Genomic DNA, 13,784 nt, shown 5'->3' on the forward strand with positions numbered 1-13,784 from the left:
ACCAGCGCAACGGCATCAGCCTTGAACTCATCGGAATAGGTTGGTCGAGCAGACATGGGCACAATCCTTTCAAACTGTGTCTCACATCAGTAGTACACCTCAGCCGGGCTGTTCCTGGCCCTGCCCGCCCTGGAGAACACCGGACTTTTGGAGTGCGCGAAGGATGTCTTCGGGGCGTTACCGAACGGGTTCTACGGTCTGGAGACCATCCTGACCGGCGCCGTGTTCCAGGCCCTGGCCGGGGAACCACGCGCCGAGGGGCTCGCCCGGATCGACCCGGTCGCTTTGGGAAGGGTGCTGGGCCTGGACCGGGCCCCGGAAGTGAAAACCCTCCGCCGCAAAATCGGGGCATTGGCCGGCACCGGCAAGGCCGGGGAACTGCTCACCGCGATGGCTGCCAGACACCTCCACCCCGGCGCAGAAGGTAAGAGTAACGGTGAGGGCCTGGCCGCTGTGCTCTACGTGGACGGGCACGTCCGTGCCTACCAGGGCACGAGGAAGATCGGGAAGGTCCACTCCACGAGGTTGAAGTTCCCGGTCCCTGCAACCGAGGAGACCTGGGTCGCCGACGCCGCCGGCGCCCCGGTCCTGGTCGTCATGGCCGAACCCGGGGCCGCGCTGACCGGGGAACTGCGCCGGCTCCTGCCGGCCCTGCGCGCCATCATCGGGGATGACCGGAGGGTGCTGGTCGGTTTCGACCGGGGAGGCTGGTCCCCGGCCCTCTTCCAACACATGAGCTCAGGAGGTTTTGATGTGCTGACCTGGCGCAAAGGCACCACCGAGGACATCGGGCCCTCCCACTTTGCCGAGGTCGCCCACACCGACGAACACGGACAAACCCGGACCTGGGAAGCGGCCGACACTCACGTCGAGGTCCCCATCGGCACCACCGGGGAAGTCTTTCCGATGCGCCAACTCAGCCGCCGGGTCAGCACCACCGGCGGCGGGTCCCGGCAGATCCATATCCTCACCACGAACACCGAGATGCCCGCCGGGGAAATCATCTACCGTATGGGCGCCAGGTGGCGGCAGGAAAACTACTTCCGCTACGCCAGGATCCGCTTCGCCCTGGATTCCCACGACGCCTACACATCCAGTGATGACGACCCGGAACGGTCGGTACCGAACCCGGCCAAACGCAGCGCCTACCAGCGGGTCCTCGCCGCGAAAACCCGGTACGAGAAGACCCTGGCCGAGACCGATGCGGCGATGCTCGCCGCCCGGACGCCGCCGCCGGGAACGACCACGGTCCTGATCACCAACACCATGCACAACAAGATCACCGCGGACCTGCTCAGCGCTGAAACCGCTCTCGAGGCCGCACAGGAAGCGCACCGGGAGATCCCGGCCCGGGTCCCGCTCGGCGAGATCGCCCCGGACCAGCAGGTCCTGGAGACCGAAACGAAACTCCTCAGCCATGCGATCCGGATGGCCGCGTTCAACACCGCATCAACACTGGCGAGGGAAATCCGGACCAACACCGGCTACGCCCGCGGTGACGACGAAGCCCATGCCCTGATCCGGCAGGCCCTCACCGGCAGCGGCGACATCGACCCCCGCATGGACGGATACCTCACCATCCGCCTCGACCCGCTCCCCACCCAACGGGCAACCACCGCGATCGGGGAGCTCTGCGACCATCTCACCGCCACCGAAACCCGCTACCCCGGCACCGACCGGATCCTGCGTTTCGAGATCAAAAACAAAGAAACATCACTCAAAAACTAAATCGCCATGTCCAGAGTCCTGAGCCCCCGAAACCATGATTTCGGGAAAAACTGGCCTGATTCTTACCGCTCTTTTGGCCTGAAACGAGCCACCAACTTGGCTCAAATTCCTGGCTGAAACGGCCTACAGATAGTCGATCACACACACCCTGGCCAGGATCGCATAGAACGTCTTGCGAGTGATGCCGTGCTCGGCGCAGAACGTGGTGACGGCACCTCGCGGTGCGTCATCGGGCCACTGGGCGATCGCGAGGCGGATACGGGCGTTGACAGGCGCATTCTTGTTCACCTGTCATTCTTTGCCATCGCACGGGCCTCCACCCAAACCGGTTAGCACCAGGGGAAGTGTCANAAATGCATATGGAACCGTGGGTGGTTCTGCAGCCATGTCTTCACAACGGGTGTCTTATGGGTCTGGTAGTTGTCGCAGATCAGGTGCACGTCCAGGCCCTCGGGGACCTGACTGTCGATCTTGGCCAGGAACTTCCTGAACTCGATGGCCCGGTGCTTGCGGTGCAGGCCGGAGATCACGGACCCGTCCGCGGTGTTCAGGGCCGCGAACAGGGTCGTGGTCCCATGCCGGACGTAGTCGTGGGTCCGCTTCTCCGGCATCCCTGGCATCATGGGGAAGGCCGGCTGGGACCGGGCCAGCGCCTGGACCTGCGATTTCTCATCCACACTGAGCACCACGGCGGATTCGGGCGGGTTCAGGTAGAGTCCCACGACGTCGTAGACCTTCTCCACGAACAAGGGGTCGTTGGAGAGCTTGAACCCGTCTGCGCGGTGGGGCTTGAGCTCGAACGCCTTCCAGATCCGCCCGATCGTTGACTTCGACAGACCCGACCGCTGAGCCATCTTCGCCCGCGACCAGTGCGTCGCGTTCTTCGGTGTCGATTCCAGCGTCGCAACCACGACATCCTCGACCTGATCACTGGTGATGCTGGCAGGTCGGCCGGGCCTGGGATCATCGACCAGCCCGTCCAGCCGGCGCTCCAGGAAGCGGCGCCGCCACTTCGCCACGGTATGAGGTTCGACTCCGCACCGGGCGCCCACCTCCACGTTGCTCAGGCCTTCGGCGCTGCCCAGCACGATCCTCGAGCGCGTGGCCAGCGACTGGGACGACTTCGCCCTCCGCGCCCACCGGGACAGCGTCTCCCGCTCTTCATCCGACAGTTCCAGAGGGGCCTTCGGCCGTCCAACGTTCGCCATACGCAATTCTACAATTACGAAGCGAATTTCAGGCGCAGGACACTAGTATGTGAGGATCCTGGAAGCATGTTGGGGGAGTGCGGCACGTAATTCGGGGACGAGCCCCGGATCAACCACAACGTCCAGTTCCGGCATTGCATCGAGGATGACGGCGATAGCATTGGGGACCTTCGAAGGGCCTTCGTACATGGGGCGGACCATTGGAATTGCGGGCTCCACTCTATTCGTCCATTTGCCTTGCAAGGTCAGCGACCACTGGGCTGCCAACAGCGGATCAAAGTAGTCATTGAAGCCTACGTAGATAAAGGTCCGTTCCTGCTTAATACGTGAAACTTGGACCATTTTCGGGATCAAAGGCGGAATGGCGCCCGAAAGTAGAGCGCCCTGCTGCAAATTGGCACTGGACCCGTGTGCGGTAGGTTTCAGGCCCTGCTGGCTCAGGGCAGTAAAAGGTAGACCGAAGAAGTGTGTGGCGCCCAGGGCTGTCAGGAGCGATGCTGCGACAAAGGCCTTCCTGCGACTCCGTGCGATGAGGAGCGGAGACCAGAGTTCCGCCGCGCCAATCACGGTGCAGACGATGGCCAGAATCTCGACAGCGAGGAATGACTTGTGGAAATAATAAGTTACGATTCCCGCGTGGGTGAACTGGAAGACGGCCAGACCGGCTAGAAGTGCGGCTGCGAACAGGGGAGTAGCGAGCACATGCAAGGAGGTGAGAGTTCCGTGCCGGGCCTCGACCGATCCGACTTTCCTGCGCGAATAAAAGGCCAAGGCCACGAAGGCGTTGGCGATGATGCAGAGGACGGCCACTCCCGTGTCAGCCAGCGCTATGCCCCCATTCGTAGTAAGGACTTCGCCCGCTGACATGCTGCGCACTTGCCAGACCGCGGCGACAAGCGCCGCGCCTCCCAGCGAGGCCAAGACCGCGTGAAAGGCCCACAGACTCCTTCCGAGTTGCATGCGGTGCTGAAAAAGGTGCCAGCCGTAAACTACAACACTAGGGAGACAGAGCACGAGGAGGAGAATCCATCCGTGGGCCACGCCGATCAAGGCGAAGATCAGCACCGATGATGCGAGAACCGGGTGAATGACGCGTCTCAGCTGAACGAGTGCAATGCAGGCAACGGAAAGTGCTACCCCAAGGCCAAAATTTGGAAAGGCGCCGAAGACCGGGATGGCGCCGGGACCCACAATCCAGGCTGTAGCAACGATGGCTACCAGCGGCAGAGTGACAAAGAAATTCCGGCGAAATACCGGCAATGCTGTTAGGCCGGCGACAACTAGTAGTGTGCCGAGAACGCTGACGATCCCGATGAGCCGGCAAAAAAGTACGACTTCTTGCCCCGCGTCGCCGGCTTGACCACCGGCTACCACTTCGGCAAGTGTGGCGACTAACGAGTGAAAACCCTGAGGATAAGTTGCCGCAGACCAGGGTCCACCGTCGGGAGCTGCGGGGAGCACCGCAATCACCGCGCCATGGTTGCGAATCATGTTGTACATGTTGAAGTGTGGCGCGAAATCCCACGACTGTGTGAGCAAGAGCAGCGCTTGTTCAAATGAGCGGACCGAAAGAAAGCTTTTCACCGCCCATAGGGAAGCTAGCGCGGCGAGCACAGGAAGTCCGTCGACTGTGTGAAGCTGGGGGAGGAATGATCGAAGTGGCAGCCGCTTGAGGAGCCAATACGTTGCAGTGCCAGTAAGGGTCGCGGCCGCAAGAGCCAATACCACTGAACCCCGGTTCAAGTCCGCGATGGGGCCCATGACCCACCACATGATCGGGGCCGTGCCAGCAAGTCCGACGACTGCGACAACGATTCGAAGAGATAAGCTGCGCGAGGTTGGGATCAGGATCAGCACGAGTCCGAGAGCGAGTCCGTAACGCCAGCCTGTTAACCCTCCGGCGGTCCGGATCATGAGGACTGCAACAAACGCCAGTCCAGCAGCCGCGGCCGTCAAGAGAGATATCCGAACGGTTGCCCCATTGCGGATCGTTGGTTGTCTCCGACGGCGAGGGGAGATATTCAGTGCTGAGGTCGAGTCTTTGGCGTGAATTTCAGGGCTGAGCATGATTCCTTAGTGGTCGTGGTCAGCCGGCTTTCCCCCGAAGTTCACGACCTTCGTTTACCCACAGCCCGGCATTTGCGACAGGGTTCCATGGTGAAAGAATTGGATAACGCAAATTCTACGTCGAAAGGGGGCACCGCCCGGCGCCCGCTCCGGTGCACTCAGTCGTCGGGAAGGCCGGGCGGAGGTGGACTCTCGCCTCCGACGGGTGTTGGTTCGTCCGTCAGCAGGACATGACGTGGAATACGTTGGAAGTCAGCCTCCAGTCGCTCAACCGACGAGCGCAGGATTGCGACTTCTTCGGCCAACGTTCGATTCTCGTCTTCAACCACCGAGAGTTCCCAAGATAGGTGGAGACAGACTCCGAGTAGCAGGATGATACACAGGGCGAATAGGAGATTCGACGCAACCTGTATCCCAACAAGCTTGCTAACACTGGCAAGGAGGTCAGGCCATCCGGCCAGGACCAAAGCGCTGGCACCGATGATCAGCCACAGTGCGGCGTACTTCTCACGAAAGGTCTTCCGGCGCACAAGTTCCAGAACTATCCCCACCATGACCGCGGCGAAAATAAACGCAGCGAGCGTGTTCCCCATCAGACCGTACCTTCCTGGACAACTATTTTGGAGCGGCTTCTGGTCACCGCGAAGAGCAGAGCGAAAACGGATCGCAGCAGGTAAATTGCCGCCTTCACTGGATTGTGACTCGGGGTTCCGCCTTGCCGGGGGCGCATCGCAACCGGGATTTGTGTGACCTTGCAGCCAGACCTGACTGCGACTACCAGGGAATCAATCGTGTCGCCGAGGTACTCGGCCGGATAGTGGTCGAGGTACTGTGCGATGGCTCTCTTGTTTCCCGCGCGGAACCCTGAAGTGACGTCCGTGAGCTTGGTCCGTGCCAGTCGTGATATGACGGCGGCAAGGAACACCATTGCCCAGTGGCGCGGACCTGAAACCTTGTAGTCCCCTTTGGCTGCAAAGCGTGCCCCGATGGAAATGTCGGCTGTATCCAGCCCTGCCAGAACAGATGCAATTTCTCGAGGGTCGTGCTGGCCGTCGGCATCCACCTGGATGACGGCGTCGTAGCCGCGCCGGTCCGCATATTTAAAGCCGGTCCGCATGGCCCCGCCGACGCCCATGTTGAAGGGGAGACGGAGGACAGTGGCGCCGGCAGCTGCCGCCACCGCCGCTGTTGCGTCCTTCGAACCATCATCGACTACCAGGACGTCATATCCTTCGTTGAGGCGGTTGACCTCGGCAATCGTGTCACCGACGGTTGTCCCTTCGTTCCAAGCTGGCATGATCACTAGAACTCGGCGGGATTCTGGGCTAGGCATGCTTGAGATTCTACGCCGAAACACTTGCAATCCGAATTCAGCTCCGAGGTGGATCGGGGGCCGTTCATGCGCCCATATACGGACTCGCTGATATCATCTAACGGTTGCAGTCCTGTTCGTTGACGTAGCCACCTGCTGACCAAGGAGAAAAATTGTTCAAGAACAAAACACTTTTGATTACCGGAGGCACTGGTTCGTTCGGGAACGCTGTGCTGAAGCACTTCCTGCACACTGATATACGTGAGATTCGAATCTTCTCAAGAGATGAGAAGAAGCAGGATGATATGCGCAAGCAGTACAGCAACGAAAAACTCAAATTCTATATAGGTGATGTACGCAACATTGAAAGTGTCCGCGAGGCGGTGCGCGGAGTGGACTACATTTTCCACGCCGCGGCGCTTAAGCAGGTGCCTTCATGCGAGTTTTTCCCTATGGAAGCTGTTCGAACTAACGTCTTGGGGACTGATAACGTTTTGACCGCTGCAATTGACGCAGGGGTCAAAAAGGTCGTGTGTCTCTCCACCGACAAAGCTGCATACCCGATCAATGCCATGGGCACGTCCAAGGCCATGATGGAAAAGGTCGTTATCGCCAAGTCCCGTAACGTCGATGCTGCAGAAACGCTGATTTCGTGTACGAGGTACGGAAACGTCATGGCTTCGCGAGGTTCTGTTATTCCCTTGTTCGCCGATCAGATTCGCGAGGGAAAGCCCCTGACTGTTACAGACCCACACATGACTCGTTTTTTGATGAACCTTGACGAGGCAGTCGATCTGGTTCTTTTTGCATTCGAGAACGCCAACCAGGGTGACTTGTTCGTCCAAAAAGCGGACGCCTCGACAGTGGGGGATCTAGCCATGGCGATGAAACACCTGTTCAATTCCGACGTCGATGTAAACGTCATCGGTACGCGACACGGTGAAAAGGCCCATGAGACCCTTCTTACCCGTGAAGAACGGGCGAAGTCCGAGGATTTGGGCGGCTACTTCCGGGTCCCCGCTGATACGCGCGACTTGAACTATGAGAAGTTTGTCGACTCTGGGGACATCGTCAGTGAGTCGTTGGAGGAGTACACATCGCATAACACTCACCAGCTCACAGTTGATGAGATCATCGCGAAGATCAAGACTACTGACTACATACAGTCGCTGCTGCCCTCAGTCCCGTCGGCATCGTAGTGGGACGGAAAGCACCAAGGATTTTGGTAGTCGGCCAACATTTCTGGCCAGAGGGTTTTCGCATAAATGACATCTGTGACTACTTTGTCGAAAACAAAGTTGACGTGGAGGTACTGTGTGGGCTTCCTAACTATCCTCGTGGTGAGTTCTACCCGGGCTACTCATTCCTCGGCCCGTTTCGGCAAGAGCGCAACGGAATCAAGATATTCCGCGCACCGGAAATACCTCGGGGCGACAACTCTAGCTTTCGCATTTTCTTAAATTACGTCTCCTTTCCTATAGGGAGTCTTTTTCATCTGCCGCGACTACTTTTTGGTAAGTATGACAGGATTTTCCTGTATCAACTTTCGCCGGTGATGATGTCAATAACCGGTATTATTCTGTCGAAGATTCGAAGAATCGAATCAACGATGTACGTGTTGGACCTATGGCCTGAGAACTTGTTCTCAGTTCTGAATGTTCAGAATAAGACGTTTCGCCGTCTAGCTGAAATGATTTCTCATTGGCATTATCGCCAGCCTGACAAAATCGTCGTTCTTTCCGAACAAATGCGTTCCAAGATGAAGGGCATTACCGGTCTTTCTGACGACAGAATCACTGTCATACCCCAAGCGTGTGAAAGCCTCTATGAAAAGGAAATTCACGATTCGCGTTTAGCCGAGCATTTAGGTGACGGCTTCAAAGTCGTCTTTACCGGAAATATCAGCCCTGCGCAGTCCTTCAATACCATCATCGATGCGGCCGAGCAACTTAAGTCTGAGGGACTTACTGATATAACGTGGGTGATCGTCGGCGATGGCATGAGTCGGAACGAAGTAGAACTTGAAGTCGCTCGACGCGGACTGGAAGGCGTGTTTAGCTTCGAAGGCCACCATCCTGTCGGCGACATCCCCAAATACACCACTCTGGCGGACGTACTGGTCGGTTGCCTCGTGCGAAGCGAGTTGCTTGAAGCGACCATACCGGCGAAGGTAATGTCGTACATCGCTTCGGGCCGCCCGCTTGCCCTGGCTATGGATGGCGAGGTTCGTAATCTCGTCGAAAATGAGGCTCAGTGCGGTCTCGTTGGGCCTGCCGGCGACTCCGACGCGCTGGCCGATAATGTCCGAACCATATACCGAATGACGCAGCTGGAGCGCCAAGGGCTTGGCGCTCGGGGCAAGGCGTACCACTTTGCCAACCTTGAACGAAGCATCGTGCTCGGCAGGCTGAAAGATTTCGTCTTGGGCCAGAACTAGGGTGTGACGTCGTACGGGGCAGAGGGACTCAGTCTTCGGGTTGGTCTGCGGATTCGCGTCGGTTACGAACGATTAGTGCAATTGCCACTGCATGAACGGTAATACCGGCGAGCGGTCCCAGCCCCAAGCTCAATATGCTTCGGATCTCGACGCTGGCAGGAACCAGGAGAAGGCCAATAGCGACCGCCGTCGCGGTCAGCCAACCTGCTGAGTAGGCACGATGATTGCCCAAACCGATGACGACGGTGCCCAGCAACGTTAGAACTGCCATGAGCACGGCAGCAAGTGTCAGTGTGGCCAAGGCCCACCCTTCCACTTCGTAATCGGGACCGAAGACGAGCATCAGCTGCGGTCCAACCAACCATGCGGCGAGGGCGCCGAAAGCGCCAATACCCACGAGCGCTACGAGTGGTTTCTTGAGCGCACGCCAGCCGTTTTGGGGATTTCTTACGATCTCGGTCAACGCCACGCCCTGAAATGCTTGAAGTGGGACCATGATCGGAGCTCGAGTGAGCGAAATGGCCAAGAGGATTGGCGCGGACAATCCATAGTCCGCCTGTGGAGTCGTGAGCTTCAGCAAGATCGGAAAGGCAACGATTAGAGAGGCAGAAGACGCTGCTGAGAGAAGTGCATGTCCGGTGTTCCGAAGGAGCCGTCCAAGCCCGACATCTGCTCGGGATCTGAGCGAATCTCGGCCAGCGGGTGAGACTAGCGCTACCACGAGCCATGCCGCGAGGGCAGCTAGACAAGCCAGCTCGAGTCCCAAAAGTGGCGCGGCAGTCGCGGCAGCAACGGCAATCGCGGCCAAGCGCAATAGCGCCTCGAGGGAGACCATTCCTGCAAACAAAGACCACTGGTCATTCCCCTGGGCAGCTCCTGCCAGTGTGGCGTGGCAGGAGAATAGGATGGCCGTGGCGACCAAAACCCCGACGATTGCTGTGGTGTCTCGGGGAAAAAGATAGTTGCCCAGGAGGGGGGAGAGGAGAAGGATAACCAGCGCAGAACACATGCCAACAACAAGTCCGGAAGCGAGCACGGGAGCGCCCTTGGGGGCATCCGAGCCGACTGTAGCCCGAGCGGTGCCGACCGCCCTTGTTGTCTCTGCTTGGATCCCGCCCAGAACGCCGCACACAAAGAAGATTGCGGCCCAGAATGACAGGAACTCAGCATTGTCGGCCGGTGACAACGCGTGACTGGTGATGAAGAGGATCACGATGCCAGCGGCGGCCGCCAGGACTGAGGCGCCACCTACGCCTGCGGCCGACTTGGCTGAGATGCTCGCGCCGCCTGTCGGTGGCTGTTCGGGAATAAACTCGGAGGATTGGGAAATATCCGTCAATTCGGGGCTTTCACGTGATGCATTACTTTCTAGTCCGTTGGCAGCGCGGCGAGACCATGCTGGCGGACGATACTGATGTCGTGATCCACCATCATTTGTACAATACGTTGAAAATCAGTCGTGGCAGTCCAGCCTAAAGTTGCAGATATCTTGCTCGGGTCGCCGCGCATCTCCAAGGCCTCAGCGGGCCGATGGAACCTAGGATCATTGTCCACACGCGACAGTCCGTCGGGGATTCCCGCGGCAGCGAAGGCGCATTGCGCGAATTCCTTGACACTATGGGACACTCCAGTAGCGACTATGAAGTCGTCCGGCTGCTGTGCGGTCGTTATACGAGTCAAGGCATCCACATAATCTGGAGCCCAGCCGAAGTCTCGAACAGCGTTTAGATTTCCTAAACGAATGCTATCTTTCAGGCCCAAGGCGATGGCTGCCACGCCGAGCGTGATCCGGCGCGTGACGAAAGTCGGTGGTCGGCGTAGCGATTCGTGGTTATAGAGAATTGCTGAGGCGGCGAACAGCCCCCGTGACCTGTAGGTCCCTACAGCATGGTGCGCGAAGGCCTTCGCCGCTCCATATGGCGTAACCGGCTTGATGGGGGTGGACTCATTTTGGGGTACTTCGGCAGCATTGCCAAAGATCTCAGCACTAGAAGCCTGCAGATACCGAACTTCGCGGCCCGTTCGCTGTTGAAGCAGCCAAGCACCTTCGAGCAAGGCAATCGAAGCGGCGCCCGTGGCTAGGGCGGCTTCATACGGTTCCTGCCAAGACCTAGCGACCGAACTCATACCCCCAAGATTGAAGACAGCGTCCGGTTGAACTTCGTCGATCAGTTGGAAAAGCCGCCGCGCGTCCGTCAAGTCTCCGTTATGGACCGTCACAACGGCTGGAAGATCCTGCCGCGCTTCATCTCCATCCCGAATCATGCCATGCACGCTCCAGCCAGCGCCGACTAAGTGCTCGGCAAGGTAAGACCCGTCTTGCCCGGAAATTCCTGTTATGAATGCTGTCTGGGAACCTTGGTACTGGTCGCGCGCAGGTGCCGTCGTCATTTTGCCAGCAGCCGCTGCTCCATCAGGTCATTCTCGACCATCATGGCTACGAGTTCATGGAACGAGACCTTGGGCTTCCATCCAAGAACACGCTGCGCCTTCGACGAATCGCCAATGAGGAGATCCACTTCAGCCGGCCGCATGAACTTAGGATCCTGCCGAACATAGCGGCGCCAATCATCGAGTCCAGCGGCTTCGAAAGCTACTACTAGGAGTTCCTCGATGGAGTGGGTCTCTCCCGTGGAGATTACGTAGTCGTCCGCCTCGGGCTGCTGCAGCATCAGCCACATAGCTTCGACGTAGTCGCCGGCAAAGCCCCAGTCGCGCTTGGCATCCAAGTTACCCAGCACAATCTCATCCTGGAGCCCAAGCTTGATCCGGGCGACAGCTTGAGAGACCTTACGCGTAACGAACTCTGGGCCGCGGCGCGGTGACTCATGGTTGAACAGGACTCCGCTTGAAGCGTGCATTCCGTAGGACTCGCGGTAGTTGATGGTCATGTAGTGACCGAAGACCTTCGCCACGCCATAGGGGGAGCGCGGCCATAGCAAGGTCTCCTCCCTCTGCGGGACTTGTTGGACTTTGCCGAACATCTCCGAGGAGGATGCCTGGTAAAAGCGAACTTTACCCAGGTCGTCCCCAGCGTAGAGCCTGGTGGCCTCAAGGATGTTTAAAACTCCCTTGCCCGTGACATCCGATGTCATGGATGCGTTTTCCCACGAGTAGGCCACGAAGGAAATCGCACCAAGGTTGTAAATCTCGTCAGGTTGGGCAATTGCCAGCACGCGCACGAGCGAGGAAACATCAGTGAGGTCCCCCGTGAGCAGCTGCACGCCAGGAACTGTTCGCTGTACGAGCTCAAACTTGGGGTTGTTCTGGCCCCTGATCAGGCCAAAGACTTCATAGCCCTTGGAAAGCAGCAGCTCTGCAAGGTAAAGGCCGTCCTGACCGGTGATGCCGGTAATAAGCGCACGAGGCATAGGGAATATTGTCCTTTAGGTCGAAGAGTCAAGCAGAGCCACTATATAGTGTTCAGCCTGTAACAGCGGATTGGAGGTAGGTAACGGGCTACGTGTGCTGGCTCGCAGCATAGCGGTAGGCATCTTCGTGGGCCTTTGCACAGTTTTCCCACGTGAACTTCTTAACCTGTTGAAATCCCTTGGTTTGAAGTTCATTGGTTCGGGCGATTGCATCTATTATTCCGTCTGCAATCGCACGTGGCGAATTAGGCTCGAACATGACTGCAGCGTCGCCGCAAACTTCCGGCAAAGACCCTGCTGTCGACGCGGCAACTGGGCATCCAGATGCCATGGCTTCCAGCGGAGGCAATCCGAAGCCTTCGTACAAGCTTGGAAAGACGAGGCATTTCGCCTTGCGGTAGAGATCAAGCAATTCGGAGAAAGGTACCAGACCCTTCACTTCGACGTTCTCGGGGACGTCTGTGAGATGCTCCAAGCCGCCGCCAGTGAGTACCAAGCGCAATTCGGGCCGTTCAGTTCTGAGTAATCGCATTGCGTCGAACAAGTTGGCATGGTTCTTGTGCGCCCATCCGCGTGCCGGATAGAAGACGAAGTCTTCACGCGTTCCGAGATTAGGTGTGAACTGGTCCACATCGACAGCCAGATGGGCAGTGAAAACCTTCTCCGGGGAAATCTTCAGGTGTTCAACGATCGTCTGCTTCGCGAAGTGGCTGATTGTCACAATTGCATCGGCTTTACGTGCCGCACGTTCGTAGAAGAGCCTCCGGTAGAGCCGCTCAACGCGGCTGAACAAATGAGGAAGGTCCCGGTGCTGCACATCGCACAGCGTCTGCACGGTGGGCATCGATCGGGGTGGAACCGGAAGATTTACAGCAAACGGAACGTGAAAGACGTCGTTTCCGCCCATGCGTGCCACGAGCGATTTCCGCCTAGTCAGCCCGGCTAGGAGCGTGAGGATCCTGTCGCTGGACGAAGCTCCACCTGATACTTCCGTGCAGACAACCTCGGGAACTCCACCGGAAAAACCTGCTGCCACACGACTTACATAGGTTGTCGCTGCAACGCCCTGAGTGGACGAAAGGCCGCGAAGTAGCCCTCGGGCGTAAGTTTCCCCGCCGCCCATGCCACCAGGAACGAGCGTGAGCATGGCAATGGCAACCTTCAGGGGCCGTGATTCAGCCGATGGACCGTTGGTCGTTGATTCTTCTCGCATTGGACTAGCTTACCGTTGGGCAGCGACCAAGGCCTTCGGGAAACCGTGCATGGGCGTCCCATTGAGACGACGTCCACTTCGTCGACGCTCGTGTTTCATGCAGAAGGTAGAACAACAATCAACCGCCAAGGCAGGGCACCTGATCACTCACCGATCGGGAATTTCGCGGTCAGTCGGTGTCCGGCGGGAAGCTTACGGAAGCCTTGACGATTATCGTCCAGAAGTGATTTTGGCTCCCGTCGTTGGCGACCAATCGATTCTGCCGCCTTGGAAATTCTGCGCGGTAGATTGTCCCCCAATCGAAAATACCCCGGTGGTGGGGTAGCCGAGAAGGCCGGTTTCCCAGCCCTGGGCTGCCCAGGCATTGCGGATTGGGCCGTTGGGGCTGATTTGTGCGCCGGTGGAGGCTGTCCAGTAGATGGCGCCGTTCTGGAAGCCTTGTGATTGG

12 protein-coding genes and 1 pseudogene are annotated in these 13,784 nt (G+C 58.4%); 3 read left to right on the forward strand and 10 right to left on the reverse strand.

Features of this window, described 5'->3' with window-relative positions; translation table 11 throughout:
* Positions 1–108: 108 nt before the first annotated feature.
* Positions 109–1,728, forward strand: coding sequence for a putative transposase (locus ACX80M_RS20285; protein ID WP_459310304.1), 1,620 nt, complete (start codon positions 109–111; stop codon positions 1,726–1,728).
* Positions 1,729–1,875: 147 nt separating this feature from the next.
* Here ACX80M_RS20285 and ACX80M_RS20290 read toward each other — a convergent pair.
* From ACX80M_RS20290 to ACX80M_RS20310, 5 genes and pseudogenes are all read right to left on the reverse strand, one after another.
* Positions 1,876–2,016: pseudogene (locus ACX80M_RS20290) on the reverse strand (IS481 family transposase); the annotation flags it as partial.
* A gap of 59 nt (positions 2,017–2,075) precedes the next feature.
* Positions 2,076–2,936: an IS630 family transposase gene (locus tag ACX80M_RS20295; RefSeq protein WP_459310294.1), complete on the reverse strand. Its 861-nt coding sequence runs from the start codon at positions 2,934–2,936 to the stop codon at positions 2,076–2,078.
* Between the two features lie 42 nt (positions 2,937–2,978).
* Positions 2,979–4,550 (reverse strand): hypothetical protein, encoded by a 1,572-nt coding sequence (locus ACX80M_RS20300; protein WP_459310295.1) that lies wholly within the window; start codon positions 4,548–4,550, stop codon positions 2,979–2,981.
* Positions 4,551–5,161: 611 nt separating this feature from the next.
* Complete coding sequence (locus tag ACX80M_RS20305) at positions 5,162–5,596, reverse strand: DUF2304 domain-containing protein (RefSeq protein WP_459310296.1); 435 nt, start codon at positions 5,594–5,596, stop codon at positions 5,162–5,164.
* The gene (locus ACX80M_RS20310) at positions 5,596–6,336 is read right to left on the reverse strand and encodes a glycosyltransferase family 2 protein (protein ID WP_459310297.1); all 741 of its coding nucleotides are present in this window, start codon (positions 6,334–6,336) and stop codon (positions 5,596–5,598) included. The genes ACX80M_RS20305 and ACX80M_RS20310 overlap by 1 nt, the downstream gene beginning before the upstream one ends.
* 152 nt (positions 6,337–6,488) lie before the next feature.
* Between ACX80M_RS20310 and ACX80M_RS20315 the strand changes: the two genes are divergently transcribed.
* Positions 6,489–7,514, forward strand: coding sequence for a polysaccharide biosynthesis protein (locus tag ACX80M_RS20315; RefSeq protein ID WP_459310298.1), 1,026 nt, complete (start codon positions 6,489–6,491; stop codon positions 7,512–7,514).
* A complete protein-coding gene (locus tag ACX80M_RS20320) occupies positions 7,514–8,752 on the forward strand; it encodes a glycosyltransferase family 4 protein (protein WP_459310299.1) in 1,239 nt (412 codons plus the stop codon). The genes ACX80M_RS20315 and ACX80M_RS20320 overlap by 1 nt, the downstream gene beginning before the upstream one ends.
* 28 nt (positions 8,753–8,780) lie before the next feature.
* On the opposite strand, the gene ACX80M_RS20325 is transcribed toward ACX80M_RS20320, so the two are convergent.
* The 5 genes from ACX80M_RS20325 to ACX80M_RS20345 form a co-directional block, all read right to left on the reverse strand.
* Positions 8,781–10,091 carry a hypothetical protein gene (locus ACX80M_RS20325; protein WP_459310300.1) on the reverse strand — a complete coding sequence of 437 codons (1,311 nt, stop codon included), beginning with the start codon at positions 10,089–10,091 and terminating at the stop codon, positions 8,781–8,783.
* Positions 10,092–10,120: 29 nt separating this feature from the next.
* A complete protein-coding gene (locus tag ACX80M_RS20330) occupies positions 10,121–11,143 on the reverse strand; it encodes a GDP-mannose 4,6-dehydratase (RefSeq protein ID WP_459310301.1) in 1,023 nt (340 codons plus the stop codon).
* A complete protein-coding gene (locus tag ACX80M_RS20335; protein ID WP_111909596.1) occupies positions 11,140–12,123 on the reverse strand; it encodes a GDP-mannose 4,6-dehydratase in 984 nt (327 codons plus the stop codon). Before ACX80M_RS20335 ends, ACX80M_RS20330 begins: the two co-directional genes overlap by 4 nt.
* An 88-nt stretch (positions 12,124–12,211) precedes the next feature.
* The gene (locus tag ACX80M_RS20340; RefSeq protein WP_459310302.1) at positions 12,212–13,336 is read right to left on the reverse strand and encodes a glycosyltransferase family 4 protein; all 1,125 of its coding nucleotides are present in this window, start codon (positions 13,334–13,336) and stop codon (positions 12,212–12,214) included.
* Positions 13,337–13,546: 210 nt separating this feature from the next.
* Positions 13,547–13,784, reverse strand: a 238-nt coding sequence (locus tag ACX80M_RS20345; protein ID WP_459310303.1) for an LGFP repeat-containing protein, incomplete at its 5' end; no start/stop codon positions are given.

The organism is Pseudarthrobacter sp. MDT1-22, from assembly GCF_054511035.1.

Bases quoted from the DNA above. Each gene is read 5' to 3' on its own strand.
- ACX80M_RS20340 (WP_459310302.1), bottom strand. From the start codon at position 13,336: ATGCGAGAAGAATCAACGACCAACGGTCCATCGGCTGAATCACGGCCC.
- ACX80M_RS20330 (WP_459310301.1), bottom strand. From the start codon at position 11,143: ATGACGACGGCACCTGCGCGCGACCAGTACCAAGGTTCCCAGACAGCA.
- ACX80M_RS20335 (WP_111909596.1), bottom strand. From the start codon at position 12,123: ATGCCTCGTGCGCTTATTACCGGCATCACCGGTCAGGACGGCCTTTAC.
- ACX80M_RS20310 (WP_459310297.1), bottom strand. From the start codon at position 6,336: ATGCCTAGCCCAGAATCCCGCCGAGTTCTAGTGATCATGCCAGCTTGG.
- ACX80M_RS20305 (WP_459310296.1), bottom strand. From the start codon at position 5,596: ATGGGGAACACGCTCGCTGCGTTTATTTTCGCCGCGGTCATGGTGGGG.